The sequence below is a fragment of the Bradyrhizobium sp. HKCCYLRH3073 genome, assembly GCF_051167995.1.
Lineage (GTDB): Bacteria > Pseudomonadota > Alphaproteobacteria > Rhizobiales > Xanthobacteraceae > Bradyrhizobium.
This window is the reverse complement of the sequence record NZ_JBNPUD010000004.1, coordinates 227627-254456: the sequence shown is the minus strand read 5'-3', so window position 1 is coordinate 254456 and position 26830 is coordinate 227627. Positions and strand designations below refer to the sequence as shown.

General features: G+C 65.4%; 26 protein-coding genes. 8 read left to right on the top strand and 18 right to left on the bottom strand.

Features of this window, described 5'->3' with window-relative positions; genetic code table 11:
* Window positions 1-81: 81 nt before the first annotated feature.
* The 9 genes from ACQR1X_RS12135 to ACQR1X_RS12095 all read right to left on the bottom strand — a co-directional run bounded on the left by ACQR1X_RS12135 (window position 82) and on the right by ACQR1X_RS12095 (window position 11823).
* Window positions 82-486, bottom strand: a complete 405-nt coding sequence (locus ACQR1X_RS12135; RefSeq protein ID WP_315756821.1) for a YccF domain-containing protein — start codon at window positions 484-486, stop codon at window positions 82-84.
* A gap of 145 nt (window positions 487-631) precedes the next feature.
* On the bottom strand, window positions 632-3730 hold the full coding sequence (locus ACQR1X_RS12130) for a bifunctional diguanylate cyclase/phosphodiesterase (RefSeq protein WP_434898914.1): 3099 nt from the start codon (window positions 3728-3730) through the stop codon (window positions 632-634).
* A gap of 204 nt (window positions 3731-3934) precedes the next feature.
* On the bottom strand, window positions 3935-5005 hold the full coding sequence (locus tag ACQR1X_RS12125) for a branched-chain amino acid ABC transporter permease (protein ID WP_434874618.1): 1071 nt from the start codon (window positions 5003-5005) through the stop codon (window positions 3935-3937).
* Window positions 5002-6012: a branched-chain amino acid ABC transporter permease gene (locus ACQR1X_RS12120; protein ID WP_434898913.1), complete on the bottom strand. Its 1011-nt coding sequence runs from the start codon at window positions 6010-6012 to the stop codon at window positions 5002-5004. Before ACQR1X_RS12120 ends, ACQR1X_RS12125 begins: the two co-directional genes overlap by 4 nt.
* Window positions 6009-6731, bottom strand: coding sequence for an ABC transporter ATP-binding protein (locus tag ACQR1X_RS12115; RefSeq protein WP_315803852.1), 723 nt, complete (start codon window positions 6729-6731; stop codon window positions 6009-6011). The genes ACQR1X_RS12120 and ACQR1X_RS12115 overlap by 4 nt, the downstream gene beginning before the upstream one ends.
* Window positions 6728-7492, bottom strand: a complete 765-nt coding sequence (locus ACQR1X_RS12110; RefSeq protein ID WP_315803851.1) for an ABC transporter ATP-binding protein — start codon at window positions 7490-7492, stop codon at window positions 6728-6730. Before ACQR1X_RS12110 ends, ACQR1X_RS12115 begins: the two co-directional genes overlap by 4 nt.
* 66 nt (window positions 7493-7558) lie before the next feature.
* Window positions 7559-8752, bottom strand: a complete 1194-nt coding sequence (locus tag ACQR1X_RS12105) for a substrate-binding domain-containing protein (protein WP_434898912.1) — start codon at window positions 8750-8752, stop codon at window positions 7559-7561.
* A gap of 132 nt (window positions 8753-8884) precedes the next feature.
* Window positions 8885-10663, bottom strand: a complete 1779-nt coding sequence (locus ACQR1X_RS12100) for a putative bifunctional diguanylate cyclase/phosphodiesterase (protein ID WP_315803850.1) — start codon at window positions 10661-10663, stop codon at window positions 8885-8887.
* A 191-nt stretch (window positions 10664-10854) separates the two neighbouring features.
* Window positions 10855-11823, bottom strand: coding sequence for a sensor histidine kinase (locus ACQR1X_RS12095; RefSeq protein ID WP_316179143.1), 969 nt, complete (start codon window positions 11821-11823; stop codon window positions 10855-10857).
* Between the two features lie 181 nt (window positions 11824-12004).
* Between ACQR1X_RS12095 and ACQR1X_RS12090 the strand changes: the two genes are divergently transcribed.
* Window positions 12005-12847 (top strand): SDR family NAD(P)-dependent oxidoreductase, encoded by an 843-nt coding sequence (locus ACQR1X_RS12090; protein ID WP_316179145.1) that lies wholly within the window; start codon window positions 12005-12007, stop codon window positions 12845-12847.
* Window positions 12848-13056: 209 nt separating this feature from the next.
* Here ACQR1X_RS12090 and ACQR1X_RS12085 read toward each other — a convergent pair whose 3' ends face one another.
* The 3 genes from ACQR1X_RS12085 to ACQR1X_RS12075 form a co-directional block, all read right to left on the bottom strand.
* Window positions 13057-14433 carry a cytochrome P450 gene (locus tag ACQR1X_RS12085; RefSeq protein WP_434898911.1) on the bottom strand — a complete coding sequence of 459 codons (1377 nt, stop codon included), beginning with the start codon at window positions 14431-14433 and terminating at the stop codon, window positions 13057-13059.
* An 896-nt stretch (window positions 14434-15329) separates the two neighbouring features.
* Entirely contained in the window at window positions 15330-15488 is a 159-nt protein-coding gene (locus ACQR1X_RS12080) for a hypothetical protein (protein ID WP_434898910.1), read from the bottom strand.
* A gap of 373 nt (window positions 15489-15861) precedes the next feature.
* Entirely contained in the window at window positions 15862-16680 is an 819-nt protein-coding gene (locus tag ACQR1X_RS12075; protein WP_434898909.1) for an outer membrane protein, read from the bottom strand.
* A 360-nt stretch (window positions 16681-17040) separates the two neighbouring features.
* Between ACQR1X_RS12075 and ACQR1X_RS12070 the strand changes: the two genes are divergently transcribed.
* A complete protein-coding gene (locus tag ACQR1X_RS12070; RefSeq protein ID WP_434888052.1) occupies window positions 17041-17451 on the top strand; it encodes a response regulator in 411 nt (136 codons plus the stop codon).
* A 105-nt stretch (window positions 17452-17556) separates the two neighbouring features.
* A complete protein-coding gene (locus ACQR1X_RS12065) occupies window positions 17557-18840 on the top strand; it encodes an IS701 family transposase (protein ID WP_434898908.1) in 1284 nt (427 codons plus the stop codon).
* Window positions 18841-18989: 149 nt separating this feature from the next.
* Here the strand turns inward: ACQR1X_RS12065 and ACQR1X_RS12060 are convergent, their stop codons facing one another.
* Entirely contained in the window at window positions 18990-20228 is a 1239-nt protein-coding gene (locus ACQR1X_RS12060; protein ID WP_315803843.1) for an LLM class flavin-dependent oxidoreductase, read from the bottom strand.
* A 444-nt stretch (window positions 20229-20672) separates the two neighbouring features.
* Between ACQR1X_RS12060 and ACQR1X_RS12055 the strand changes: the two genes are divergently transcribed.
* Entirely contained in the window at window positions 20673-22175 is a 1503-nt protein-coding gene (locus ACQR1X_RS12055; RefSeq protein WP_434898907.1) for an extracellular catalytic domain type 1 short-chain-length polyhydroxyalkanoate depolymerase, read from the top strand.
* Between the two features lie 6 nt (window positions 22176-22181).
* Here the strand turns inward: ACQR1X_RS12055 and ACQR1X_RS12050 are convergent, their stop codons facing one another.
* Complete coding sequence (locus tag ACQR1X_RS12050; RefSeq protein ID WP_434848385.1) at window positions 22182-22850, bottom strand: MBL fold metallo-hydrolase; 669 nt, start codon at window positions 22848-22850, stop codon at window positions 22182-22184.
* A gap of 145 nt (window positions 22851-22995) precedes the next feature.
* Between ACQR1X_RS12050 and ACQR1X_RS12045 the strand changes: the two genes are divergently transcribed.
* The gene (locus ACQR1X_RS12045) at window positions 22996-23478 is read left to right on the top strand and encodes an MmcB family DNA repair protein (protein ID WP_434898906.1); all 483 of its coding nucleotides are present in this window, start codon (window positions 22996-22998) and stop codon (window positions 23476-23478) included.
* 126 nt (window positions 23479-23604) lie between these two features.
* On the opposite strand, the gene ACQR1X_RS12040 is transcribed toward ACQR1X_RS12045, so the two are convergent.
* The 3 genes from ACQR1X_RS12040 to ACQR1X_RS12030 form a co-directional block, all read right to left on the bottom strand.
* Window positions 23605-23865, bottom strand: coding sequence for a DUF1488 domain-containing protein (locus ACQR1X_RS12040; protein ID WP_315803840.1), 261 nt, complete (start codon window positions 23863-23865; stop codon window positions 23605-23607).
* Window positions 23866-23963: 98 nt separating this feature from the next.
* Complete coding sequence (locus ACQR1X_RS12035) at window positions 23964-24206, bottom strand: hypothetical protein (RefSeq protein ID WP_315803839.1); 243 nt, start codon at window positions 24204-24206, stop codon at window positions 23964-23966.
* Between the two features lie 103 nt (window positions 24207-24309).
* Window positions 24310-24447, bottom strand: coding sequence for a hypothetical protein (locus ACQR1X_RS12030; protein WP_434898905.1), 138 nt, complete (start codon window positions 24445-24447; stop codon window positions 24310-24312).
* 509 nt (window positions 24448-24956) lie between these two features.
* On the opposite strand from ACQR1X_RS12030, the gene ACQR1X_RS12025 reads away from it, so the two are divergent.
* The 3 genes from ACQR1X_RS12025 (at window position 24957) to ACQR1X_RS12015 (ending at window position 26088) form a co-directional block, all read left to right on the top strand.
* Complete coding sequence (locus ACQR1X_RS12025; protein ID WP_316179156.1) at window positions 24957-25226, top strand: hypothetical protein; 270 nt, start codon at window positions 24957-24959, stop codon at window positions 25224-25226.
* Window positions 25219-25515, top strand: a complete 297-nt coding sequence (locus ACQR1X_RS12020; RefSeq protein ID WP_315803835.1) for a hypothetical protein — start codon at window positions 25219-25221, stop codon at window positions 25513-25515. Before ACQR1X_RS12025 ends, ACQR1X_RS12020 begins: the two co-directional genes overlap by 8 nt.
* A gap of 207 nt (window positions 25516-25722) precedes the next feature.
* Window positions 25723-26088 (top strand): hypothetical protein, encoded by a 366-nt coding sequence (locus ACQR1X_RS12015; protein ID WP_316179158.1) that lies wholly within the window; start codon window positions 25723-25725, stop codon window positions 26086-26088.
* A gap of 34 nt (window positions 26089-26122) precedes the next feature.
* Here ACQR1X_RS12015 and ACQR1X_RS12010 read toward each other — a convergent pair whose 3' ends face one another.
* Window positions 26123-26677, bottom strand: a complete 555-nt coding sequence (locus ACQR1X_RS12010; protein ID WP_315715137.1) for an ActR/PrrA/RegA family redox response regulator transcription factor — start codon at window positions 26675-26677, stop codon at window positions 26123-26125.
* Between the last annotated feature and the right edge of the window lie 153 nt (window positions 26678-26830).

Sequence of the window (26830 nt, the reverse complement as noted above, 5' to 3'; positions counted from 1 at the left end):
CGGGCGGACGGCCGCACGCGCCGCGAGGCGGGCGGGCAGTTCGGCCGGGTTGCGCGGCCCGGCCGCTCCTGCCGCCCCGCATTACGCCGGCACGATGGTCTTGCCGATCGGCCACAATGCCAGCCCGGCGAGCTTCAGATGGGCCCAGGCGAAGGGCAGGCCGATGATGCTCACCGCGAGCACGATTGCGGTCAGGAGGTGGCCGAGCGCCAGCCACCAGCCGGCCAGCACGAACCAGATGATGTTGCCGAGCAGGCCGAGAACGCCGGTTCCGACGTCCTCCATGCCGGTGAGCTCGTCGCGGCGAACCGCACGCGAGCCGAACGGCAGCAGCGTATAGGCGGCGATGTTGAAGGCGGCGCGGGACCAGGGCAGGCCGACGATCGTGATCGCCATCACGACCGCGGCGACCAGCCAGCCGAACGCCATGTAGGCGCCGCCGCACAGGATCCAGAGGATGTTCAGAAGCATGGAAACCGGCTGCATGACGACCTGCCAACTCCGTTGTTGCCGCTCCCGGATATAGGAACGCGACGCCAAGGCCGGTAGCGGGCGGTCGTCGAAATCTGCGTGGCCTCCCGCCGCAGCCGCGGCCGGGGCGGCCAGGCGTTGAGGACGCCGGAAAGCCGGCTCAGCCGGCGGCCTGCAGGCTCCCTGCCGCCGTTTCCGGAGCGAACAGCTTGCGCAGCTCGGCGGCCGGCTTCGGCGCGCTGAACAGATAGCCCTGCATCTCGGTGCAGCCAAGCTGCCGCAGCGCCGTCTGCTGCGCGCCGGTCTCGACGCCTTCGGCCGTGGTCGTCATGTTGCTGGCGGCGGCGATGCTCACCACCGCCTGGACGATCGCCGACGAGCTGCCGGCGCCGATGTCGCTGACGAAGCAGCGGTCGATCTTGATCTTGTCGAACGGAAACCGCTTCAGGTAACTTAGCGACGAATAGCCGGTGCCGAAATCGTCGAGCGCGATGCGCACGCCCATGTCGTGCAGCTGGTGCAGGATGCCGAGCGCGACGTCGTCGTCGCTGATCAGCACCGCCTCGGTGATCTCGACCTCGAGCCGCTCGGGCGCAAGGCCGGCCGCCGACAGCGCGCCTGCGATCCGCAGCGCCAGGGTTGGCGATTTGAGCTGCACGGGCGAGACATTCACGGCGATGCGGATGCCGGCGGGCCAATGCGCGGCCTCGGCGCAGGCGGTGCGCAACACCCAGTCGCCGATCTCGTTGATGAGCCCTGTGTCCTCGGCGAGCGGAATGAAGTCGAGCGGTGGCACCATCCCTCGCTCCGGATGACGCCAGCGCAGCAGCGCCTCGCAGCCGGTCATGACGTTCTCGCTGAAGCCGAGCAGCGGCTGGTAGTGCAGCTCGAACTGGCCTTCCGTGATCGCCCGGCGCAGGTCCTGCTGCAACTGCAGCCGCGCGCGCGCGTTTTCGTCCATCGACGGCTCGAAGAACCGGAAAGTGCGGCGGCCGCCGGCCTTGGCGGCATACATGGCGAGATCGGCATTTTTGGTCAGCTGGTCGCGCTCGACGCCGTCCTGCGGCGCCAGCGCGATGCCGATGCTGGCATCGGTCGACAATTGGTGGCCCAGGCAGCGATAGGGCTTGCGGATGGCCTCGAGGATCTCCTTCACGGCCACGATGACCGCGTCCCGGTCCGCAACGGTGGTCAGCAGCACCGCGAATTCGTCGCCGCCGAGCCGGGCCACCATATCCTCCGGCGCGAGGCAGCCCTCGATGCGGCGCGCGATCGTCTTCAGCAGCTCGTCCCCGACATGATGGCCGAGCGAATCGTTGATGCCCTTGAATTCGTCGACATCGATGTAGAGCAGCGCGAAGAAGGTGCCGTGACGCGCGCGCTCCAGCTCTTCGTCGATGCGCTCCCGGAACAGCACGCGGTTCGGCAGCTCGGTCAATGCGTCGAAATGTGCGAGATGGGCGATCTTCTCGTCGGCCAGCCGCCGCTCCGTGGTGTCCTCGATCACGTTGATCAGATAGCGCGGCTCGCGCGCATCGTCGGCGACGGCGATGCGCCGCGACGTGATGTAACGCAATCCCAGCCCCGGACTCTGCCAGGGATGTTCGGCGAGAAACAGCCCGTCCGACTGCTCCAGAGCCCGGTCGTCGTCCGCGGTCACCTTTTCCGCGACCGATCGCGGCAGCAGGTCGAACGCCGTCTTGCCGACGATCTCCTCGCGCGGCACGCCGAAGCGTTGCTCGGTCGACTGGTTGACCAGGACATAGCGGCGGTCGCGGACGTCCTTGACCATGATGTGCGACGGGATGTGGTCGATGATCTCGCGCAGGAATGCGTAGTTGCGGTCGCGCTCCTGCTCGAGCCTGCGATGTTCACTGATGTCCTCGATCGTCGTGACCCATCCGCCCGAGGCCAGCGGCTTGTCGATGATGTTGAAGAAGCGGCCGGCTCCGCCCTCCGCGATCATCTGCGACGTGCCGCCTGCCGCGGCTCTGTCGATGATGTCGGCGCAGAGGTCGGTCACGTCGCCGTTGAAGGATCCGCGCGCCTTGCAGTGCGCGATGACTTCGCTGAGATGGGCGCCGGGCCTGATCACGTCCGTGGACAGGCCGAGCAGGTCGATGAAGCGCTGATTGAACATCACGACGCATGCATTCGCGTCGAATGAGATCAGCCCCTGCGTCATGTTGTCCAGCGCAGTCTCGACCCTTTCCTTCTCGGTCTCCAGCTGACGCGTTGCCGCACGCCCCTGCCGCACGATCTGTCGGATCATCAGGCTGAACGTCACGGCGATGACCGCGATCGCAAGCACCGCCGCACCCACGAGCAGCACCATCTGCGATCGCCAGTCCGCGAGCGCGGCGTCGACCGGCCTGTTGGCCGAGATGACGAGCGGGAAGCGCCCGATCCTGGAAGCCGACGCGATCGTCTCCAGGTTGTCGACGGAGCTCGTGAGCAGGGTCGTGCGCAGGCCACTCTCGGCGACGCCCTTCAGCAACTCGTCGTTCCCGATCCTGGCGCCCATCAGGGATTCGGCGTGCGGGTAGTGCGCCAGCACGGCGCCGTCGGAATGGACCAGCATGATCGACGAGCCCTTCCCGAGGGCCATCGATTCCAGGAACGTCTCGTAAGTGTGCGGATCCACCCGGCGGGTCAGCAAGCCGAGGAATTCCCCGTTCGCGCCGTTCAGGCGATGCGCGACGATGGTCGCCCAGCCGCCGGTGACGCGGCTCATGACCGGCAGGATCACGAAGCTGTCCGGCCGCGATGTCGATTGCAGGTCCTTGAAGTAGGAGCGGTCCGCGACGTTGATGGCCGGCAGCGGGTCGTTGGACGACCAGTTCACGAAATTGCCGTCGACGTCGACGATCGTGAGGTCTCCCATATAGGACAGGCCATTGACCTGAGAGCGCAGCATCTCGCTGATCTCGGGCTTTGCCATCTCGGCCCGGAATGCCTCCGGCGAAGCGATCGACGCGAGCTGCATGCGGCCGATCGCGTGCGATACCGCGGTCTCCGCATCTTCGAACTGCTGCGCGAAATGCCGGCTCAACAGCAGCACGGTGTTCTCGAGTTCGCGCTCGTTGTTGGCGATCGCACGCGCCCGAAAGCCGCTGGCCATGACGATCGTCCCGATGACGATGGCTGCGATGAGAAGCGCTCCGCACGCAATCAGCCATGGCACCGGACCGCGCCAGAGGGACGTGCCAATCCGTTCCGGCTCGCTACCGGTCCCTGACGTATCTGCTGCGCCTTGCATGCCTTGATCGACCCGGGAGGAAATGACTTGTTGCAAGCCAGCTTGATAACAAGGCACTGGTGCCGGACCGGTTAGGAAATGCGGTTAGCCGTCGCTTAAGGCGCGCGCCGAAACTTCGCGGCAAACGATAATTTCTGCATGCGAATACCGTGCGGCAGAGGCTGCGGCGGCGCCGTTGCGCAGAATTTTAAGGGTAATTGCAGCTCAGCGCGCCGCACCCGGCCTGTTGCGGAGGCGGCCGACGACGCCGGTCGGAAAGAAATAGACGCTGGCGATGAACAAGAGGCCGAGCCACAGCAGCCAGCGGTCGGGGTGCAGCAGGCCGGGCAGCAGCGGCAATCCGGCGTCAGCAGCCGCGGTCGAAGCGATCCCCATCAGAGCCTGCAGGTAATTCTGCGCCAGGATGAAGATCGCAGCTCCGATGATGGCGCCGTAGATGGTGCCCATGCCGCCGATCACGACCATCAGCAGGATGTCGAGCATGATCGAGAACGCCAGCGACGTGTCGGGCCCGGCATAGCGCAGCCACAGCGCGTTCAACATGCCGGCGCAGGCGGCGATCATCGCGGCGATGCAGTTGGCGTAGGTGAGATGGAAGACGGTGCGATAGCCGAGCGCCTCGGCGCGGAAACGGTTCTCGCGGATCGCCTGCAGCACGCGGCCGAATGGCGAGTTGACGACGCGCAGCAGCGCCAGGATCATCAGCGCGCAGGCCGACAGCACCAGGTAATAGGTCAGAATGCGGCCGTTGATCGGAAAGCCGAACCAGTCCTTGCCGATGAACACGGTGCTCGGGCGCAACAGCTCGGGTAGCTGGAAGCTGCGGCCGTCCTCTCCGCCCGTCAGCCACGACAATTGCGACGCCAGCACCAGGAACGCGGAAGCGATGGCGAGCGTGATCATCGCAAAGAAGATCGCCTCGACGCGCAGCGAGAACAGCCCGATCGCGAGCGCGAGCAGCAAAGCGAGCGGCAGCCCGGCGGCGACGGCGACCGCCACCGAGGTCCAGTTTGGGCCGAGGCCGTAGAGCGCGATGGCGATCGCGTAGGAGCCGATGCCGTAGAACATCGTATGCGCGAACGAGACCGAGCCTGTATAGCCGAGCAGGAGATCGTAGGACGCGACCAGCGCCGCGAAGATGCAGATCTTGGCGGCGACGTTGAGCGCCTTGGCGCCGGGGAAGATGAAGGGCGTCGCCAGGAGCGCCAGAATGATGACGACGAGCAAAATCGACAGCGCACGGCTGCGGGGCGGATCGCCGGACAGGATCATCATCGGCTGGTCACCGCATAGAGACCGCGCGGCCGCCACATCAGCACAGCGACCATCAGCAGGATGTTGGAGATGAGGGCGAGCTTGGGCACCAGGAAGCCGCCATAGTTGGCGACCATCGCAACCAGGATCGCGCCGATGAAGCAGCCGGTGATCGAGCCGAGCCCGCCGATGATCACGACGATGAACACCAGCACGGTGAGCTCGTCGCCGAGCGAGGCGTGCACCTGCTCGCGATACAGCCCCCACATCACGCCGCCGAGTCCGGCCAGCGCCGATCCCGTCATGAAGACGCCGAGGAACAGGCGACGGATGCGATAGCCGAGCGCCTCGACCATCTCGCGGTTCTCGACGCCGGCGCGGATCAGGAGACCGAGCTTGGTGCGGTTCAGCACCAGCTCGATGGCGACGAAGATCGCCAGGCCGACCAGCATGGCCAGCAGCCGGTATTTCGAGATCGCGACGTCGCCGATGATGAAGGAGCCACGGAATGCGTTGGGTAGCGGCAGCGGAATGATCTGCGGACCGAACAGCGCATACAGCGTCTGCTCGGCGACGATGAGCCCGCCGGTGGTCATCAGGATCTGCTTGAGGTGCTGGCCGTAGACCGGCAGCACCAGCACGCGCTCGACGACAAGGCCGAGCGCGCCGGTGACGCCCATCGACAGCAGCGCTGCGGGGACGAGGACGGCGAGGTTGGTCAGCAGTGAGTCGGACTGGGCCCAGCTCGCCAGCGGCAGCAGCACCAGCGTCGCGACATAGGCGCCGACGGCGATGAAGGCGCCATGGCCGAAATTGAGCACGTCCATCAGCCCGAAGACGAGCGTCAGGCCGGACGCCATGATGAAGATCATCATGCCCATCGCCAGGCTGGCGACCGTCAGGGTCACCCAGGAGCTCGTCGATCCCACCAGCGGGATCATCAGCAGCGCCAGCACCACCGGCAGCAGCAGGGGCGCAATGTCGCGCTTCGGTTTCGGCAGTGCCTCGGTCGCAGCGATCTCGCTCATTGATGCGCCTCCAGGCTGAGGCCGAGCAGGCGCTCCTGCAGCGGCACGTCGGCCGCGAGCGCGGCCATCTCGCCGCGATGGACGATGGTGCCGTTGTCCATCACCAGTACTTGGTCGCCGAGCTCGCGCGCGGCGTGGAAATTCTGCTCGACCAGCAGGATCGTGGCGCCACGGCGCTTGATCTCCTTGAGGCATTCGATCAGCGACACCACGATCGCCGGCGCCAGGCCCTTGGTCGGCTCGTCGATCAGCAGCAGCTTGCGCGGCTCGACGATCGCGCGCGCAATCGACAGCATTTGCTTCTGGCCGCCGGACAGGCTGCCTGCACGAGACAGCCAGAACTTCTTCAGGGCAGGGAAGAAGCCGAAGATCCAGGCGAGCTGGGCATCGTCGAGCGGGCCGTTGCGCGCCGCGAGCACCAGGTTCTCCTTGACGGTGAGGTCCGAGAACACCGCCATGCTCTCGGGTACGTAGCCCACGCCGCGCTGGGCGATGTCGGGCGTCGCCAGTTTTTCGATCGGTTCGCCGGCCAGCGCGATCGTTCCATTCCTGGCCTGCCACAGCCCCATGATGGTGCGTAGCGTCGTGGTCTTGCCCGCGCCATTGCGGCCGAGCAGCATCGTGGTCTGCCCCTCCGGCACTTCGAAATCCACGCCCTGCAGGATGTGATAACGCCCGATATAGGTCTCGACGGCAGACAGCGTCAGTAGCGCGCTCATGCCGCGCTCCGCGGGGCGACGCCCAGATAGGCTTCCTGCACGATCGGCGAGGCGATCACCTCCGCGGGCTTTCCGTCGGCCACCAGCTGGCCGTTATGCAGCACGATGATGCGGTCGGCGAGCGAGCGCACGACGTCCATCTTGTGCTCGACGAGCAGGATGATCTTGCTCTTGTCCTGCTTGAGCCTGCCGATCAGGCCGAGCACGACCGGCACCTCGTCGATGCTCATGCCCGCCGTCGGCTCGTCGAACATGAAAACCTTCGGCTCCAGCGCCATCATCAGCGCGACTTCGAGCTTGCGCTGGTCGCCATGCGACAGCGTCGTTGCGGTGACGCTGCGGCGGCCGCCGAGCGCGACCTGGTCGAGGATCGCGTCCGCTCGCGCAATCAGGTCGCGTCGCGCCATCCAGGGGCGGAGCAGGTCATAGTGCACACCGCTCTGTGCCTGCACAGCGAGCCGCACGTTCTCCTCGACGCTGAGATTGGGAAAGAGGTTGGTGAGCTGGAACGCGCGTCCCAAGCCGGCGCGGGTGCGCAGGGGTGCCGAGAGACTGGTGATGTCGCGGCCGTCGAACAGGATGGAGCCCGAGGAGGCCGTCAGCTGGCCGGAGATCAGGTTGAAATAGGTGGTCTTGCCGGCCCCGTTGGGGCCGACGATGGCGGTCAGCTCACCCGGCCTGAAGCTGCAGCTGACGCTGTTGACCGCGACATGACCGCCGAAACGGATGGTGAGGTCGCGGGTTTCGAGGGTAAGGGCCATGTCGCCAGCTTGTCAGTGCCAGTAAGAACGTGCCCGGCGCGAGGGCCGGGCACGCAATTCATCATCTCACCGCTTGTTGCGGATTGGCACCGCCATCTCGTCGATCTTGATCTCTCGCACCGGCTCGTTGACGGCCCAGGCGAGGTTCGGATCGACCTTGACGCGGAAGTGATACATGCTTTGCAGCGCCTGGTGATCTTCTTTCCGGAAGATCATCTTGCCCTTCGGCGTATCGAACTCCATGCCCTCCATCGCCGCGATCAGCTTCTCGGTGTCGGTCGACTTGGCCTTGGTGACGGCGGTGACGACGGCCATCGCGGCCGAGAAGCCGCCAGCGGTGAAGAAGTCCGGCGGCGCGCTGAAGCGCTTCTGGTGCTCGGCCACCAGCCAGTCGTTCACGGGGTTCTTGGGAATGTCATAATAGTAATAGGTGGCGCCTTCCATGCCCGGCAGCCGCTTGTAGGCGGCAAGCGCCGGCAGGATGTTGCCGCCGGTCGACAGCTCGATGCCGTAGCGCTTCGGATCCATGTCCTGCAGCTTTGTCAGTGGATCGCCCGCGCCGGCCCAGATCACCCAGATGATCTTCTTGCCGGGCTTGTCCTTCAGCGCATCGAACAGGCGCTGGCCGACGGCAGTGAAGTCGGTGGTGCTGGTCGGCACATATTCCTCGGCCCCCAGCGTCGCGCCGGTCTTGGCCAGCGCCTCCTTGAAGGCGGCGACGCCGTCGCGTCCGAAGGCATAGTCCTGCGCCAGCGTGGCGACCGTGACGCCCGGCTTGCCGATCGCGACCGCGTTGGAGATCGCATCCTGCGACGAGTTGCGGCCGGTGCGGAAGATGTAGCGGTTCCACTTCTCGCCCGTGATCTGGTCGGCGACCGCCGGCTCGACGATCAGGATCTTCTTGTTCTCCTCGGCGACCGGCAAGTCCGCGAGCGCCGCGGCGGAGGAGGTCGTGCCGATCGCGATGTCGGCGCCGTCATCCTGATAGGCTTCGGACAGTGCGGCCTTCGACAAATCGGGCTTGCCCTGGTCGTCCTTGGTGATGATGACGATCTTGCGACCGTCGATCATGTTGGTGCCCTTGGTGGCATATTCGAAGCCGAGGCGGAGACCCGCTTCGGTCTGCTTGGCGTAGGCCTCGAGCGGGCCGGTCTTGCCGTAGATGAGAGCGATTTTCAGATCGTCGGCCTGGGCGGCGGTGGCCAGCAGGGCGGCAGTCAATGATGAAACAATACCTTTGAGAATATGTGACGTCTTCACGAGCCTTCCTCCCAGCTACCGGCGGCTGTTGCCTGCAACTGATAGTGTGCAGGCTCAGCCTGGGTCAAGGCGCTTTCAGCGGCAGCCGGTGACGCTCATATTTTGTGCTGAAGGGCTCCGTCCTCCGAGAGGTCAACGCCGATAGCGGCTGCTGCGCGCATAGGCCTGGCGATTTTCCTGCACAGGGCGACTGGCGAGACTGATGCGCGCTTCGCTTGCAAGCGGGGCCGCCGGCTTCAGCTCTTCCAGGAAGATCGGACGCGAGAAGTAGTAGCCCTGCGCATAGCGGATCTTGGTCGCGGCCTGCAGATAGGCGAGCTCCTCGAACGACTCGATGCCTTCCGCGATCACCGTCATGCCCAGCGCCTCGCTCAGGGATTCGATCGCGCGCAGGATGCCCTGGCTGCGCGGCCGCTTATGAATGTCGGTGATGAAGGAGCGGTCGATCTTGATCTCGTCCGCCGTGATGTCGGCGAGCGCCGATAGCGACGAATAGCCGATGCCGAAATCGTCGATCGAGATGCCGACGCCGATCCCGCGCAGCAGCGGCACGATCTCATCCTGGAAATGGCTGCGGGTCACGAACGCGTCCTCGGTGACCTCGATCATGAACCGCTTGGGAAAGCCGGTCGCCGCGATCGCCAGCGCGAAGGGCTGCATGAACTCCGGATTCGACGCCTGTTTCGCCGCGACGTTGATGCTGATCGTCGCGTCCGGTCCAAACGCGTCGTTGATCAGATCGATCGATTTGACGATCTCGTCCAGCACGAGATGGGCGAGCTCGTCGATCAGGCCGAGCTCGACAGCGAGATTGATGAAAGAGCCTGGCGCCTGGATCACGCCTTCATTGTCGCGCAGCCGTACCAGCGCCTCGATGCCCTTGATCTCCTCGGTGCGGATGTCGACCTTGGCCTGGAACGCGCAGCAGAAGCGCTTTTCCAGGATCGCGAGCCGCAGCGACTGCTCGACCTTCATGCGCGCCAGCGCCTCGTGCTCCATCGCGCTGGAGAAGAAGGCAAGCGTGCCCTTGCCGCTGTTCTTGACGCGGTACATCGCCAGATCCGCGTTCTGGCGCAGCACGTCGTAGCTTGCGCCATGCTCGGGAAACAGGCTGACTCCGACGGACGCGGAGGCGAACACCTCCGCGCCGTCGATGAAGAAGGGCGCGTTCAGGCGGTCCAGCATGTCGTGCAGGAATTCGGCGACCTCCTCGGCACGCTCGATCGGATGCAGCAGCAGCAGGAACTCGTCGCCGCTGATGCGCGACAGCAGGTCCGACTCGCGCAGGTCGCGGCTGATGCGCTTGGCGAGCTCGACCAGCAGCGCATCGCCGGTGGCGTGACCGTAATAGTCGTTGATGTACTTGAAATTATCGAGGTCGAGAAAGGCGAGCGCGAAGCGTCCGTCGACGCGGCCGCGCCGGACCAGGAGGTCGGCGCGATGCTCGACCACGCGGCGCATCGGCAGGCCGGTCAACTCGTCATAATAGGCGGCGCGAAACAGCTGGTCCTCGAACTCCTTCTGCTCGCTGATGTCGGCCGAGCTGGAGATGAGGACGCTCTGGTCGCCGATGCGAACCGGCCGATGCGCTGTCAGCAGGGTCTGCCCGCCGCGCTCGCCTGCCACCTTTTCCTCGCCGATCACCGTTCGTCCCCGGCCAAGGATCTCGCGGCAGGCCGTGCGCCTGTTGTGGAGATGCGGCGCCGAGAGGCCGTCGATGCTGTTGGCGGCGGCGCCGAGCTGGACGGCGGCCGTATCGTTGACCAGCAGAAAGCGACCGTGCTCGTCCTGGACCGTGACGCCCGAGGGAAGCTGGCTGAGGACGGTGCGCAGGAAGCGCAACTCGGCCTCGGTCGAGCCCAGCCCCTCGTTCGGTCCGGGAGAAAAGTTGAATCGGTCGCTGCTGTACATGCGCCGATTGTGCAAAGTTCCCGCTTCATTTTAGTTAAGCGCTACGTAGAAACCCGGAACGTGCGCGCCAAGTCTTGGAAAGAACGGAGCTTTGTGCCGCGGCGTCATTAACCGTTCCTGAATCGGACGAACGACGCGACCGGACCCATGCGGCGAAAGTCGCAGGCAGGAATGGCCGCCCGGCGGCCAATTCAGTTCGGTGGCACGCGACACTGCAAGGTGCAGTGAAGGCCGGATTCGAGAAAGCTGGTCTCGGTCCTGCCGTCGAACGACGACAACGCGGCCTTGAGCAATTTGCTCCCGAAACCGGGCATGCCGACCGGACCGATCGGCGGACCCGCGGCCTCGTCCCAGGTCAGATGGAGCCGGTCCTCCTGCATCGTCCATGACACCTGAAGGAAGCCGCGCGGCGAGGCGAAGGCGCCGTATTTGCCGGCATTGGTCGCCAGCTCGTGGAAGATCAAAGCGAGGCTGACGGCCAGCTTGGCGGGCAGGAACAGCGGCGGGCCGTGGAGCTCGAAGCGGACCTGGCCATAAGGCCCGAGCTCCGACACCAGCAGGTCCTTGAGGTCGCAGCCCTGTCCTTCGGCGCGCGCGACCAAATCGTCGGCGGTCGCGAGCGCGCGGATGCGCTGGTCGATGCGGCTCCACACCTCCGGCTGGTCGTACAGCACCTGATGCAGCACGGCGTGAATGGTCGAGGTCTTGTTCTTGAGGCGGTGATGCAGCTCGTCGACCAGGAGCTTGCGATACTGCTCCTCCTCGGTGAGCCGCCGGGCGATCTCGCGCTGCTTGCCGGCCAGCCGCCGGTAGTGATCGACGCCCCAGATCACCAGCAGCGCCACGACCATATACATCGCCATCAGCGCGAGCCGGGCGCCATCCGCCGGACCGCCGCCAAAATCGAGCGTCAGGCCGAGCGCTGCGCCTGCGATCGCCGTCGCCAGGCCGACGCCCGATCCGCCCATCGCGGTGGCGAAGAAGACGGCCGGCATGTAGGGCGTGAAGAACACGTCGGGCCGCAGATGCGCCATGCCGTAGCGGATCGCCGTGGCTGCGAGCAGGCACATCGCGGCAAACATGCAGCTCCATGTCAGGGAAGGCTGCTGCTCGCCGCGCCAGATCCGCTTGATGTCGTCGATGAGTCGCGTCATGGACATCCATGAGCCTCAACTGCGCAACCAAATTAAGGCCGACGTGGCGGTAATTTGTCCGGTTGATGGAAGCCGTCTTGCGTGTGTTGCCGTTTGGCGCGCACGATGACGGTTCCGCGGCGGAACTCGGGCGCTTATTATTCCGCCGCCAAGAACGAGCACGTAGCAGCAACGCAAGGAGTAGGGAATGGGACGGTTGGAGGGCAAGGTCGCCGTGATCACGGGCGCGACCAGCGGCATCGGCCTGCGCACGGCGGAAATCTTCGTGGCCGAGGGTGCGAAGGTCGTCGTCGCTGGCCGGCGCAGCGCGGAGGGCGAGGCGCTGGCGAGCCGGCTCGGAGCGAGCTGTGTGTTCCGGCAGACCGACGTCACGGTCGACGCGCAGATGCGGGCATTGATCGATGGCGCGGTCGAGCGCTTCGGCCGGCTCGATTGCGTGTTCAACAATGCCGGCGGTCCGGCGCAGACCGGCGGCATCGAAGGCCTCGACGCCGATCGCTTCGACCAAGCCATGGCGGTACTGGTGCGCAGCGTCATGCTGGGCATGAAATACGCCGCGCCCCACATGAAGCGGCAGGGTGCCGGCAGCATCATCAACAACGGCTCGATCGCCGGCCGGCTCGCCGGCTTCTCCACCTCGGTGGTCTACAGCACGGCGAAGGCGGCGGTGATCCATCTGACGAAATGCGTGGCGATGGAGCTTGGCGAATCCGGCGTGCGCGTCAACTCGATCTCGCCCGGACTGATCGCGACCGGCATCTTCGGCAAGGCGCTCGGACTGTCGACCGAGGCGGCCGAGAAGACGCCGGAGACGATCCGCAACGCCTATGCCACGGCGCAGCCGATCCCGCGCGCTGGCCTGCCCGACGACATCGCGCATGCCGCGGTGTTCCTCGCCAGCGACGAATCCAGCTTCATCAACGGCCATGATCTCGTCATCGACGGCGCCATCACCGGCGGCCGCAACTGGAGCCAGCAGCAGCAAGGCTATCAGGCGATGCGCAAGCTGCTCGGGGACGCAGTGGAGTAGGGGATGGTGAAGTATACACTTCGTCATGCCCGGGCCTGGCCCGCCTGCGCGGCCGAAGCCGCTTCGGCGCGGCGAAGGCCCGGGCATCCACGTCTCTCCGTCCGCGGATTGCAGGATGGATGGCCGGGACAAGCCCGGCCATGACGAGGAGGAACGAGTCCGCGACAAACCGAGATCCTTGGCGCGTTTGCTGCATCTATGCGGACCGATCACACCGCCTTCAACATCACCTTCAGACCGTCGCGCGGTTTCGGGATCGGCCAGACCTGCCAGTTCGGCTGATAGCCGGGGGCGAACGAGACCTCGAGGTTGGCGAGGAAGTGCCGCGCGAAGCACTTCACCTGCATGTAGGCGAAGTGCAGGCCGAGGCACATGTGCGCGCCGCCGCCGAACGGCACCCAGGCGAAGCGGTGGCGGCCGCGCTGGGCCTCGTCGGTGAAGCGCATCGGGTCGAACCGCTCCGGCTCCGGCCAGATCTCCGGCATGTGATGGGTGTACATCGGGTTGATGCCGACGCCGGTGCCGGCGGGAATCGCGTAGCCCTTGAAGGTAAAATCCCGGATCGGCCGGCGCGGCAGCGACGGCACCGGCGGCATCAGCCGCAGGGTCTCCTGGAACGCCATCTCGGTCAGCTTCATCTTCTCCAGATGCTCCGAGGTCATCGGTTCGTCCTTGGCGAGGCCGAGGCTGGCGACCTCCTCGCGCAGCCTCTGCTGCCACTGCGGATGCGCGGCGAGCTGGGCGATGAAGGAGGTCAGCGACGAGGTCAGCGTGTCGTGCGCCGCCATCATCAGGAAGCTCATGTGGTCGACGATGTCCTGTGTCGACAGCAGGGCGCCGTGGTCGTCGGTGGCGCGGCACAGATGCGAGAACAGGTCGTCGCCATCGCCTTTCGCGCGGCGCAGCGGGATCTGCTCGGAGAAATAGGCGACGATGCGCTGGCGACCCTTGACGCCGCGCGCCATCTGCGTGCCCGGCAGCGGCCGCCGGATCGGCGCCACCGAGGCTGCGACCATGTCGACGAAGGCGCGGTTGATGGCGTCGACCTCCGGTCCGATCTCGGTGCCGAGGAAGGACGTCGCGGCGAGGTCGAGCGTGAGCTGCTTGATCGCCGGATAGAACAGCATCTCGCCCGGATTTGCCTTCCACTGCGCGATGCGCGCGGCGATGCCGCGGTCGAGGCCGGCGAGATAGGACTTCATCGGCCCGGCCTTGAAGGCGACCGACAGCGCCTTGCGGTGCATGCGGTGCTCGTCGAAATCGAGCAGCATCAGGCCGCGCGGAAACAGCAAATTGAGGATGTGGCCCCAGCCATGCGCCGAGGAGAACAGCTTGGCCTGGTCGAACAGCACCAGCTCGTTGGCTTCGGGGCCGAGCAGCACGACGTTGACGTCGCCGAACATGTGGGTGCGGTAGACGGGGCCATACTTCCTGGCGTTACGCTCGACGTGACCCTTGGGGTCGGCGAGGGTCGCGAACGTCTTGCCGATGATCGGCCAGCCTTCGTCGCCCGGAATATGGGTCAGCGAGTTGCGCCGCGGCGAGGTCAGGCGGAACGATGGCGTGGCCACACTTTGCATCGACATCAAGGAGGCTCCGTTTTCGGGGCGGCGGGGCGCGGCGACGCGCCGGCGCTTCATTGAAGGGCGGATGCAGCCATCATGCAATACGCTGCGTTATTTCGTCTCGGTGTAGTTGTGTTGCATCGCACGCGTTCGCGATCTCGCGACGCGCTTCATGCGTCCGAGTCCTGCTGGACTTGCTGCCCTCCTTGGGAAGAGGGCACGGGGAATGCCGGGCGCTGGCCGCACCCATGGCCCGCCTGCAGAAAAAAATGCAGGCGGCAGGTACCACAGGTTCAGCCGAGGCATCCCGGCATTCCCCGCGCGATGGTTTTGACGGCTGCTTCGCGATCTCCCCGGTGCGCCGGGCTTGTTGGCCACCGTGCGCGCAACGCGCTTGCGCGCGTTACGCGGGACACCAGCATCGGGGTGCCAGGACCACGCGACTTGACCGTGCGCATCTCTGCTGTTCGTCGGCGCGGGATCGCCCCACGCTGCAACATCGACGCGCCCACCGCATCCCGCCTCAACGTTCGTGACGACCGCGAAGCGCCCCTCTGATCGAGACGGGACGACGTGACGATATGCGAGATTCGGAAAAACGAAAGCAGAATATTTTTGCGCGCGGGACTGGACAGGGGTGATGTGATTGAGCTGGTTCGTGAAATGAGTTTTTCGGCGCGCATCGCCTTATGGTGATGAGCCTGCGACCGGCAGGCCGTCGCGGTGCGGCTTCGCGTTCTCAAAGGCGCTTTGCTGGAAGCGATTTGCCCGTCGGCCCGGACGGGCGCCATTATTTCCTGCTGTCGCTCGCGAGTGATGCCGCGATATCGGCGGTCTATCGACGCAGGATCAGCGGATCATCTTTCGAGGCGAGCAAGCAGAAGCCGCCACGCGTTCCGATCTGGACGTCGAGACCGTCAGCCGCCCGATTTGGCGATCTTCTTCACCTTGGCGTCGGTGGCCTCGATCGAGGCCGCCAGCTCCAGGATCGCCTTTGCCAGGAGATCGGCGGCCTCCTTGGGATCCTGCGACCGTTCGGCGCGCAGCGCGTAGTTCCTGGCTGACGAGAGTGACATTGGCGACCTTTCCCACGGAAAAGCCCGCCGGGTCGAGACGGCGGGCAGTGAGGTGTCCTACTCGCGAGAGGTAGCAGGTCCGGGTTAAGAAAATTTTCGTGACGCTCGCTGCGCCGGTGTCCGCCATGCGGTCGCTGGCGCCCCATCTCCGGGAGATCAGACTGTGGGACCAAGAGCCGGCAAGTCATAGGTTGATATCGCCGCCGATGACGCCGCCCTGGGGGCAAAGGCGATCCGTCGATCGCTCCACGGGCCCGCTTGCAGTGGCGCCGTGCCCACCATCTTGCTGAGGAGCTCTTAGATCAATAGTCGGCACGCAGCCGCCTGCGGCGGCAGCTTTGCCCACCCTGCATTCCTCACCCCCGACCGCGCCTCAGAACTTGTAGGCGAGTCCCACTGTCGCGGTGTGAGTGCGCGTCGTAACGTGCGCGGTGAAGCGGTCGTCGAAGCCGACCCCGACGCCGCCCGCGACGAAGAAGGGCTGAGTCCAGGTGCCGAAATCGGCGTAGCGGTAGTCAGCGCGCACGATCCAGTGGCCGCCGATCATGTGCTCGACGCCGCCGCCGACGGTCCAGCCGACCCGGGTCGATGCCTGGGTTTCGTTGTGCGGATTGCCGAAGCAAAAGGCGTTGCCCGGAACGACGGTGCAGTTGGCGTTCAGCTCGAGGTGCTGCCACGCCACGCCGCCGCTGCCATAGACGAGCGTGTCCGGTGCAACCAGATAGCCGAGCCGGGCGCGCACGCTGCCGTCCCAGGTCTCCTTCACGGAGCCTGCGGGAAGGCCGACCAGCGGAGCGCCGAAGAACAGCCCGGTGGTTCCCGGCAAGGGATTTGCCGTCGTCTTGTTGTCGGCCCATCCCGAGTCGGCTTCGAGTCCTGCGACCCATGACGGCGCGAACTGCCAGTTGACGCCGAGATAGCCCCCGATCCTGCCCGCCACGCTGTCCATGGCCCCGCCGGTGCCGGCCGTCGGCACGAACACGCCGGCCCCGAAGTTCGGCGAGATGTCGCTGGTCCGCCAATCATTGTCGGCCCAGCGGGCGCCGACCGACACGCCGGCATAGACGCCGGTCCACGACGGCGCGGTGACAACCGGCGGTGCCTTCATCGGCAGGTCGGCCGCCAGCGTTGATCCCGCGAGGACGATGCTCGCCAACGCGGCCGCAATCCCGGCCACTCCAGATTTCGTCATGCTTTGCCCCAGCGCGCGACGTCGATTCGACATGGTTGCGGCACCATCGCCGGTTGCATCGAACGCGGCAATTGCATCGCGATTGGCTGGATCAAAAAGTTCATGGTGTTGCTGGCGGGATACGTCGCCTGGTTGAGGCGGCGCTCGACGAGATGGCGCCGAGTCGGCATCCATGACCATACGATCGCTGCGAGCCTGCTCCGGCTGGCCCGCACGTCATCAGGTCCGCCTCGCCCCAGGCGGCCCCCGCGTCCCCTTCACCCGTAAATCCACGGAGCCGAATGTTTACCACCCGGCCATCGGCCTGATCTAGCAACGGCTCGACCTGACGTCGGGTCAACGTGCGACGAGGGCAAGGGCATGAGCAATCAGTTGCTGGTGATCGAGGATGCCGAGGTGCATCTCTCGATTCTGCGCAAGATCGCCGCGCAGTGCGGCTACGAGGCGACCTGCGTGACGTCGGTCCAGGCGGCGGCCGAGGTGCTGCGCCAGCGGACCTTCGACTGCATCACGCTGGATCTGTCGCTCGGCGATCGCTGCGGCGCCGACATCCTGCTGCTGCTCAACGAGCTGAAATCGCGCACGCCGGTGATCTTCATCAGCGGCGCCGAAGACGCCACGCGCGACGAGCACGTCCGCCTTGGGACCGTGCTCGGGCTCGTCGTCTATCCGCAATTCCAGAAGCCCGTCGACCTGCCGGCGCTGCGCGAGACGCTGAAGCAGATCGCGACGCTCGCTGAGTGCGAGAGGCTGGTCGCGGCGGTGAGGTAGCCGTGCGTAGGGCGGATTAGTACTACTGAGTCAAAAATCGACGATATACCCGGCTAAGAATCAAGTATTTGTAGAGATTCAGACTTTCACGCGCGGGAGGGTCGAATGGATCTCAAGCCTGAGGAAGCCAGTGCGCGTCGATTTTCAGCCTATATCGAAGGTCTCGCGAGCGAGATCGGGCACGCGGACAGAGTAAACCCGCTTCACGATTATTGTACAGGCCTGATGCTGCCCGGGGAGCGCAAGAGCGTAGAACCGATGGCGGCCAGGACGGCGTCGGCGCGGACGGCGGCCCAGCATCAGTCGCTGCTGCACTTCGTCAATGCCTCACCCTGGTCGGACGAGAAGGTACTGGCCAAGGTGTGCGAGATGGTGCTGCCGGCGATGGAGAAAGCCGGGCCGATCGAGGCCTGGATTCTCGACGACACGTCGTTTGCCAAGAAGGGAAAGCATTCGGTCGGCGTGCACCACCAATATTGTGGCGAGCTCGGCAAGCAGGCCAATTGCCAGGTGGCGGTGACGCTGTCGATTGCCAACCACGCCGCCAGCCTGCCGGTGGCCTATCGGCTGTATCTGCCGGACGTCTGGACCAAGGACCGCACGCGGCGAAAGAAGGCAGGCGTGCCCAAAGACATCAAGTTCAAGACCAAGTCGAGGATCGCGCTCGATCAGATCCGCTCTGTATGTGAAGCCGGTCTGCCGCGTGGGGTGGTCTTGATGGACTCCGGCTACGGGCGTGACTCGCAACTGCGCACGGAGATCACGGCGCTCGGATTGACCTATGTCGCGGGCATTCTGCCCAACACCTTGATGTGGCCGCCCGGGAGCGGTCCGCGGCGGAAAGGAAAGCCGCTGAACAACACGGGTCGTCGTGACGAGCCTGACCTGGTCTCGGCCAAGAAGGTTGCGTGTGGCCTGCCAAAGGAGGCTTGGCACACGATCCGGTGGCGCCAGGGTTCGGCCGAATGGCTGTCATCGCGCTTCGCCCGGGTGCGCGTTCGTGTCGGGCACAACAAGCTGATCCCGGAGCAACTGAAATCGGAGTGGCTGCTGATAGAATGGCCCAAAGAGGAAAAGGAGCCGACCAGATATTGGCTCTCGACATTGCCTGCGACAACCACCTTCCGGAAGCTTATCGACTTCACGAAGCTGCGCTGGAGGGTCGAGCGCGATTATGAAGAGCTGAAGCAGGAGATCGGGCTCGGCCACTACGAGGGACGGGGCTGGCGCGGCTTCCATCACCACGCCACGCTGTGCATCGCGGCTTACGGCTTCCTCATCGCCGAGCAGGCGACGATTCCTCCCTCAGGACCACGTTCCACCTGGGCAATCCAGGCGCCTGCCTTACCCGACGATTATCGACCCAGAGGCGCCGCCCGCGCGGCCTGAGCGCCACATCCCGAACTCGATTGCAACCATGCGCATACGGCTGACGCGCATGCTCGCCAGAACCTTACCTCGATGCCCATGCTGCGGCCTTGTCTCAAAGCCCAAAAGAAGAAATTTGTGACGCAGTAGTATTAATCCGCCCTACACTCTCATCCCCTCCGCTTCGCCGCTTCCTGCAGATCCGGCGCATTCACCGCGGGAATCGCGATGCGGCCGGGTCCGGTCTGCGACAGCGCCGCGGCGGCCTTGTCGTTGTCCATGATCTTGGCCATCACGGCCTGTCCCGCGCGCTCGAAGATGTCGCGGTTCTCGATGACAAATTTCTGCGAGCGGCGCAGGCCGTCGATGTAGCCGTTGATCTCCGGCACGACATAGCGCGCGACCATGTCCCAGCTGCGGCGCGTGTTCTCCGGATTGGCCCAGTCGTGCACGAAGCCGATGATGTGGCCGACACCGCCCGACACCTGCATCAGGTTCTTGATCGTCTTGACGAGATCGTCGGGCGTGCCGATCGTCGACGCCGCGCCCTCGACGAAGGCGGTCTTGTCGACAGCCTCGTCCGGCGAGGCGAATGGTTTCAAACCCGGCCGCATCAGGGTGCCGACCGTATATTCGTTGTGCCAGCGCATCAGCCCGGGGCCGGCCTCGCGGCGCGCCTGCTCGCGCGTCTCGGCGATGTGCCACGACAGCAGCACGCGCCAATTGGCGCGGCTCACGGTGGTGCCGTGCTTCTTCGCCGCGTCCTCGGCGAACTCCCATTGCTGCGGCAGCGCCATCAGGCCCTGGGTCGACATCGAGCCGAGCGAGATGATGCCGATGCCGTATTTGCCTGCGAGCGTCATGCCGGACGGCGAGATCTGCGACGCCACGACGAACGGCATTTCCTCCTGCAAGGGCAGGATCTGCAAGGCCGCGTCGTTCATCGTGAACCAGTCGCTCTTGGCGGTGACGCGCTCGCCGTTGAACAGGCGGCGGATGACCGCGATCGCCTCGTCCTGACGGTCACGCTGCGTCATCGGATCGATGCCGAGCGTGTGGGCATCGGAGGCGAGCGCGCCCGGCCCCGAGCCGAAGATGGCGCGGCCGCCGGTCATGTGATCGAGCTGCACCATGCGCTGCGCGACGTTGTAGGGATGATGGTAGGGGAGCGAGATGACGCCGGTGCCGAGCCTGATGCGCTTGGTGCGCTCGCCGGCAGCAGCGAGAAACATCTCGGGCGAGGCGATCGTCTCCCATCCGCTGGAATGATGCTCGCCGCACCAGAACTCGTCATAGCCGAGCTCGTCGAGCTGCGAGACCAGATCGAGGTCGCGGCGGAATTGCAGCATCGGATGCTCGCCGATCGGATGATGCGGAGCGAGGAACGCGCCGAATTTGAGCCGCGCCATGTGTTTTCTCCCAAGCGGAATTCGTTGTTGCTTGCCGATCAGGCTAATTGGCGCCTCGGTGCGAGGCAATCATCTTGCCGCGCGGGACGACCGGTGCATGGCTGCCATTTGTTTGTTTACTGATCACCGATCGGTGCTCACACTCGGCGCGGGGTTGTCGATTCGTTGACCTGTGGCTGCAATGGCGACCTGCCGAACGCGGTCACTGCCTTTCCGGGTTGCGTCGCGTGTCGCTTTCACGCTCGCGGCGATCGAACGCCTCGTCGGTTCGCTTTTCGGTGATTGCTGCGTGAAGAGCCGCGGCGGCGTGGCATTTAGATCGCAGCAAGAGCGAAATTCGCAATCAAATTGCCGAGCTCCGCAATCTCGCGGGCTTTTTCTTTTGCGCTGCAGCAACCATCTGGGTGATGGTGGGTTTGATCCGTGACTGCCAAGGAGCTGCCGTTGTCCCTCGCTGAAAATGTTGAGTATTTGCGACGGCTGCGCGAGTTGAATGGCATCACCGGATTCGCAGATTTCCACCGCCAGTCCCGTCCCGCTCCCGAATGTCCGCTGGTCGAGGTCGAAAGCTTCGGCAGCAATCCCGGCCGTCTGAAGATGTTCGCCCATGTGCCGGCGCAGCGCCAGCCGCTGCTGCCGCTCGTCGTCGTGCTGCATGGCTGCGGGCAGGGCGCGGCCGACTACGATCTTGGCGCCGGCTGGTCGACGCTCGCAAAGCATTTTGGCTTCGCGCTGCTGATGCCGGAGCAGCAGCGCATCAACAATCCGCAGCGCTGCTTCAACTGGTTTCAGTCCGAGGACATCACGCGCGGCCAGGGCGAGGTCGCCTCGATCCGCGAGATGATCGCCCGCATGGTGGCCGACTACGCCATCGATGCGAACCGCATCTTCGTCACCGGCCTGTCGGCGGGCGGCGCCATGACCATGGCGATGCTGGCGGCGCATCCGGAGGTGTTCGCGGCCGGCGCCGTGATCGCCGGGTTGCCGTTCGGCACCGCGCGCAACATGCGCGACGCCATCCTGCAGATGCGGATGCCGCCGGCGCGGCCGGCCGGCGAGCTCGGCGATCTCGTGCGCCGCGCCTCCAGCCATCGCGGCAAATGGCCGAAGCTGTCGGTGTGGCACGGCACCGCCGACTACACGGTGCATCCGGACAATGCCGGCGAGATCGTCAAGCAATGGCTCGACCTGCATCATCTGCCGCTGGCGCCGATGGCCGCAGGCGAGGTCAACGGCTATCCGCACGAGCAGTGGTGGAACGCCGATGGCGAGACCATGGTCGAATCCTTCACCATCTCCAACATGGCGCATGGCACGCCGATCGGCGTCGCCGCCAACGACAAGCGCTATGGCAAGGCCGGGCCGTTCCTGCTCGAAGCCGGCATCTCCTCGTCCTATCTGATCGCGAAGTTCTTCGGCGTGACCGACTGGATCCGTCAGCCGAAGCCGGCCGCGACCTCGCCGAGCACGAAGCTCATTCCCGAGGTGTCGCCGATCTCGGCGCTGCCGGCCCTGACGAAAATGCTGCGGCGGCCGGATGCGCCGGCCGCGGTCGAGCCGACCGAGGCCAAGCCCGTGCCGGAGACACCGGTCAAGGCGGCGCCGGTCAAGCCGACACCGGCGCGTCCGCCGGCGCGGGCGAAGGGGACGCGGTCTGCTTCCGGCAAGGCCGCGAAGCCGAAAACCGAGTTGCCGGGATCCAGGCCATCGGCGCCGGTGGTCGCGCAAGCGGTGGCCGCGAAGCCGGCCGTTACGCCGGTCGAAATCAAGCCTTCAGCTCCAAGGCCGTCAGGCGCGAAGGCGGTCGACATGACGCCGGCCGACGCGCCGCCGGTTCTCAAGCCCGCGACCGCCGTCCCGACGCAGGCGCCGCCGCAGAAGCGGCGCCGTGTGATCGACGTGGCCGCGGTGATCGAGCGCGCGCTGCAGGCGGCCGGCCTGAAGTAGTTCGTCTCAGGCCATCCCCGTCAGGAACGGGTTCGTCATCCGCTCCTGGCCGAAGCTCGAGCCGGCGCCGTGGCCGCAGATGAAGCCGACGTCGTCGCCGAGCGGCAGCAGCTTGTCCTTGATCGAGCGGATCAGCGTGTCGTGGCTGCCGCCGGGCAGGTCGGTGCGGCCGACCGAGCCGTTGAACAGGACGTCGCCGACATGGGCGAAGCGCATGTCCTTGTTGAAGAACACGATGCTGCCCGGCGAATGGCCGGGGCAGTGCAGGATGTCGAAGACGAGCTCGCCGATCTCGACCGTATCGCCTTCCTCGAGCCAGCGGTCGGGCGTCACGTCGCGCACGCCTGTGATGCCGAAGCGCGCACCGCTGGCGACGACGTTGTCGAGCAGGAATTTGTCGGCGACATGCGGTCCCTCGATCGGCACCTTCAGCTGGTCGCGCAGATCGGCCGCGCCGCCGACGTGATCGATATGGCCATGCGTCAGCCAGATCTTCTCGACGGTGACTTTGGCCTGCGCGATCGCCGCCTGGATGTTCGGCACGTCGCCGCCGGGATCGATCACGATCGCCTTCTTCGTCGCCTCGCACCACAGGATGGTGCAGTTCTGCTCGAATGGCGTCACGGGCACGATCATCGCGCCGGCCTTCGCCCTGGTCTGGTTCTGCTCGCTCATGCCGCCAGCATGCCGATTTTTCGCAGTGCGCCAAGTGAAAAGGCGGCTGTCGGGTGCAGAGCTCCGCCGCGGCTCCGCGCTGCAGCGGCCCGCATCGGGGCGTCACCGGGCTTGGGAGACGCCTGGAATCGGCTATGCTACTGTCATGGAATCGTCAGCCGCCAGGATCAGCCTCGTCCCCGTCGACCGCCGCCAGTCGGAGACGGCGCTGGCGATCGCACGCGGCACCTCGCGCCTGCTGCGCTCGCTCGGCTTTGCCACCATCAGCGAGCTGCCGCTGCCGTCGGGCCGCCGCGCCGACCTGGTGGCGCTGAACGAGCGCGGCGAGATCTGGATCGTCGAGATCAAGTCGTCGCTGGAGGATCTGCGCGCCGATCACAAATGGGAGGACTATCGGCTGCATTGCGACCGGCTGTTCTTCGCCTTCACGCAGGATCTGCCGTGCGAGATCTTTCCGCAGGACACCGGCCTGATCGTGGCCGATGCCTATGGCGCCCACCTGCATTGCGAGGCGCCTGAGCACAGATTGCCGGCGCCGACGCGCAAGCTGATGACGGTGCGCTTCGGGCTCGCGGCGGCGCAGCGGATCAACCGGCTGATCGACCCGCAGGGCCATGCGGACCTCTAGAGAATCCTTAAGTGCGCTCCACTGGACGGGGTTCCCTGCCTAGGTAGGTGACGCAGGCTCCGTCAGGTCACGACTCTCGAGATGAGAGACATCGCATCGCTGAGAGCCGATCCGCAGGCAGCGCCGTCAAAAATTTGCAGCGACGAGATCGTAGGATCCCCGGCTTCCTCGGACATAGACCTTGGCGGCGGCGGCGCAGATGCGCTCACGGTTGGAATCGAACGCAGTCAGAAAGCCCGACTCGTCCGGACAGGTGTCGGGTTGAAGGCGTCTCAACGCGCCCTCGTCGACGAAGAACGACGCTTCGATCGCGCTGTCGTAGCCCCAGAACCGTACGGCACGTCGCGTGCGATCATAGGAGCGGCTGTGATTTGGAAACTCAATCATGTGTGTGTCCGATCAGGTTCGGAGGGCGCCGCAGATGGGCGGACATCATCCAAGGGGGCGCTCGGCGGTGGTTGCCGGCGGCAAAGCGGGTGCGCATCTCAATCGAAAGCCGACGGCAACTCGCCGTGGCGGAAGAAAACCGTCGGCTCATCGTCATAGTCGCCCATGTCGGGATCGCCCGATGACGAGAAGGCGACGACGCCTGCCTTGCTCGACACCAGTCGTTCCGCAGTTCGGAGCGCGCTCGATTCCGTCTTGCAGGCGATCGGCGTCTCGGCTTTCGGGCGTCCGCCCCGGCCGGTGCTGAACGCCTGGACGAAATAGATCGTTTCGCGCGCCATGCTCTGTCCTTTGCGCTGCCAGTACGGTCAGCCGCATCGTCACCGCATTGCGCGCGGCCTTGCGTGCGGGAGAACCATCCAGACTGATGAGACCGGAAAGCCCCTAGCGCTTCTTCTTGTCGCTGGACAAATCCGGCTGCCATGCTCCGGCCTTCTGGCTCGGCGCTGCGGCAATGCTCTTGGGCTTCTCCCTCTTGGGCTTCTTGGCTTCCCGATTGCTTTTTTGCTGACCTTTGGCCATGTCGGTCTCCTCGACTCGGGTTGGAGCTGGTTCAGCGCATCGAACGAAGGCGCTGTCTCGATCCTGCGTGCGCGGCGCCACTGCCTTGTCGGCGGGTGGCCATCGTCCACCGACGCCGACGGGGCGCACGGCGGTGTGATCTACGAATGCAGCGCGGCAGTTGCGAGCGCGAGAAGGATCAGCAGCAGCGGCACGATGATGGGTGGAACGATCCACTCGCTCAGACGAAACTGCGGCATTGGCTATCCCTCGCGTGGTTTGCGGCGGGAGCGCTCGTGACCCTCAGTCACCGGTGAATGCCGTCGGAATGGCGGCGATCACTATTGATACACCCTGGCTCCTGCAATAGCGAGCACCAAAGCGCAGCGATACGGTGCGATGACGGCCCAGCCGCTCATCCGTCGTGCTGACGAGAAAGCGGTGGCTATTGCCGGCTGCAAGGCGCATGCTTCGCAATAGCCTTGAGGTTGCGACAGCGACAGCGGGCCTGTTGCGAAAGGTAGGCGCAGATGAGCATTCGCTCGCGGCGCGAATTCGTCACCTTCAGACATCCGTTCCGGATCAGAAGCATCGAGCGTCTCCTGCCGGAAGGCACCTATGAGGTGGTCACGGACGAAGAGATGATCGAGGGGCTGTCCTTTGCTGCCTACCGCCGGGTCGCGACGATGATGATGCTGCCCGCCGACCGTCCGCACTCTGGTGCCGTCGAGATGGTATCCATCAGTTCGGCCGATCTTGCAGACGCGCAGCGTATCGACGCGAGTGCATCGGATGACTGACGAACCGCTCGATCTCGACAGCCACCGCGGGATGAGCGCGCAGAAGGCCGTGGACCTGCGTCGCGCGTTGGCGGAGGCCGAAACTCACGCACGGGACCTGCGCGAGCGCCAGGCGGTTCTCGAGCAGCACCTGCTCGCCCACGCGGCTGCGTCGTGGCCGGAAGCTGCCGCGAAGGCGCGCTATCTGCTGAACCTCTATGCCGCGAGTCTTGCGGAACAGGATACCAGGCACCGAGAGCTGATCGCCGCCGTGCTGGCCGATTTCTCCCGGCTGGCCGGGGAGAGCTGACGCGAGCCGGCGAATCGTGGCGCCTATCAGCCTATCATGCACCGCGCCCGCTTCAGGACTGTTGCCAGGGCGACAGCATCGACCCGTCTGGCCTCCCGGCAATTTCCCCGGCTTCGCCCGATAATTGCCCCGCATAGGGCGCAACATGCCGGAACAATTTTAAGGTTCGAGCAGTATCCAGCCCAGGGGTGCGGACAGGGACGACAAATGCGACGGGTGGTCTTGGCGTTGGCACTGCTCTTCGCGACTGGAGTCCGCGCGGAGGAAAAGGCGTTTTACGTCCTGGGCGCGGGCGCCGATTCCTGCGAGCGCTTCATCGCTGCTGCCGAGGAGCAGCCACCCGGCACCTACAAGGCGATCAGCAATGGCGACGAACCCTACGTCAACGCCATATCAAAATATCAGCAATGGATGATGGGCTACGTCTCAGCCATCAATGCGGACCGCGGCGACGAGGGCCGGCAGATCAAGCTCGATCTGACCGAGGTCGACAGCTGGATGCGCAACTGGTGCAGCCGCAACCCGCGGCGCACGGTCTTCCATGCGCTGCAGGCGTTCGTGAAGTCGCACTGACGCCGGAGCGAGCAAACGCTCGCTTACTTCGGCCTTACTTCGGCGCGCGCTTGGCGAGGATGCGCTGCAGGGTGCGGCGGTGCATGTTGAGGCGGCGCGCCGTTTCCGAGACGTTGCGATTGCACATCTCGTAGATGCGCTGGATGTGCTCCCAGCGCACGCGGTCGGCCGACATCGGATTCTGCGGCAGCTCGGACTTTTCGCTGGTGGTCGACAGCAGCGCGGCGACCACGTCGTCCGCATCCGCCGGCTTGGCGAGATAGTCGACCGCGCCCATCTTCACGGCCGTCACCGCGGTCGCGATGTTACCGTAGCCGGTCAGCACGATGGCGCGCGCCTCGGGGCGCTTGCGCTTCAGCGCCGACACCACGTCGAGGCCGTTGCCGTCGCCGAGCCGGAGGTCGACCACGGCAAAGGCCGGCGCCGCCTTGCCGATCTGTGAAATACCTTCGGCGACGCTTTCGCAGGAGGTGACGGTGAAGCCGCGAGTCTCCATGGCGCGCGACAGGCGCTCCAGGAACGGCTTGTCGTCCTCCACGATGAGGAGAGAGCGGTCCGGGTGGTTCGTCAGTTCGGCGATGGCGCCCACGGTCATATATCCTTGAGAAGATGGCTCGATGGTTGCGAGACGATCTGGTCCATCCTCATATGGTCTGCCGAGTCGCCGCTGCCAAGATCGCGGGTTGCCGCAGTCTGCGGCGTGACGCCGCGCGGGGCCGGTGTGCCGTATGCCAGGACCGCG

Coding starts and splice junctions, on each gene's coding strand:
- ACQR1X_RS12065 (WP_434898908.1), top strand. CDS start 17,557: ATGGATCTCAAGCCTGAGGAAGCCAGTGCGCGTCGATTTTCAGCCTAT.
- ACQR1X_RS12135 (WP_315756821.1), bottom strand. CDS start 486: ATGCAGCCGGTTTCCATGCTTCTGAACATCCTCTGGATCCTGTGCGGC.
- ACQR1X_RS12115 (WP_315803852.1), bottom strand. CDS start 6,731: ATGAGCGCGCTACTGACGCTGTCTGCCGTCGAGACCTATATCGGGCGT.
- ACQR1X_RS12090 (WP_316179145.1), top strand. CDS start 12,005: ATGGGACGGTTGGAGGGCAAGGTCGCCGTGATCACGGGCGCGACCAGC.
- ACQR1X_RS12130 (WP_434898914.1), bottom strand. CDS start 3,730: ATGCAAGGCGCAGCAGATACGTCAGGGACCGGTAGCGAGCCGGAACGG.
- ACQR1X_RS12125 (WP_434874618.1), bottom strand. CDS start 5,005: ATGATGATCCTGTCCGGCGATCCGCCCCGCAGCCGTGCGCTGTCGATT.
- ACQR1X_RS12020 (WP_315803835.1), top strand. CDS start 25,219: ATGACTGACGAACCGCTCGATCTCGACAGCCACCGCGGGATGAGCGCG.
- ACQR1X_RS12100 (WP_315803850.1), bottom strand. CDS start 10,663: ATGTACAGCAGCGACCGATTCAACTTTTCTCCCGGACCGAACGAGGGG.
- ACQR1X_RS12060 (WP_315803843.1), bottom strand. CDS start 20,228: ATGGCGCGGCTCAAATTCGGCGCGTTCCTCGCTCCGCATCATCCGATC.
- ACQR1X_RS12085 (WP_434898911.1), bottom strand. CDS start 14,433: ATGTCGATGCAAAGTGTGGCCACGCCATCGTTCCGCCTGACCTCGCCG.
- ACQR1X_RS12035 (WP_315803839.1), bottom strand. CDS start 24,206: ATGGCGCGCGAAACGATCTATTTCGTCCAGGCGTTCAGCACCGGCCGG.
- ACQR1X_RS12050 (WP_434848385.1), bottom strand. CDS start 22,850: ATGAGCGAGCAGAACCAGACCAGGGCGAAGGCCGGCGCGATGATCGTG.
- ACQR1X_RS12095 (WP_316179143.1), bottom strand. CDS start 11,823: ATGTCCATGACGCGACTCATCGACGACATCAAGCGGATCTGGCGCGGC.
- ACQR1X_RS12015 (WP_316179158.1), top strand. CDS start 25,723: ATGCGACGGGTGGTCTTGGCGTTGGCACTGCTCTTCGCGACTGGAGTC.
- ACQR1X_RS12070 (WP_434888052.1), top strand. CDS start 17,041: ATGAGCAATCAGTTGCTGGTGATCGAGGATGCCGAGGTGCATCTCTCG.
- ACQR1X_RS12040 (WP_315803840.1), bottom strand. CDS start 23,865: ATGATTGAGTTTCCAAATCACAGCCGCTCCTATGATCGCACGCGACGT.
- ACQR1X_RS12080 (WP_434898910.1), bottom strand. CDS start 15,488: ATGTCACTCTCGTCAGCCAGGAACTACGCGCTGCGCGCCGAACGGTCG.
- ACQR1X_RS12025 (WP_316179156.1), top strand. CDS start 24,957: ATGAGCATTCGCTCGCGGCGCGAATTCGTCACCTTCAGACATCCGTTC.
- ACQR1X_RS12075 (WP_434898909.1), bottom strand. CDS start 16,680: ATGACGAAATCTGGAGTGGCCGGGATTGCGGCCGCGTTGGCGAGCATC.
- ACQR1X_RS12120 (WP_434898913.1), bottom strand. CDS start 6,012: ATGAGCGAGATCGCTGCGACCGAGGCACTGCCGAAACCGAAGCGCGAC.
- ACQR1X_RS12110 (WP_315803851.1), bottom strand. CDS start 7,492: ATGGCCCTTACCCTCGAAACCCGCGACCTCACCATCCGTTTCGGCGGT.
- ACQR1X_RS12030 (WP_434898905.1), bottom strand. CDS start 24,447: ATGGCCAAAGGTCAGCAAAAAAGCAATCGGGAAGCCAAGAAGCCCAAG.
- ACQR1X_RS12045 (WP_434898906.1), top strand. CDS start 22,996: ATGGAATCGTCAGCCGCCAGGATCAGCCTCGTCCCCGTCGACCGCCGC.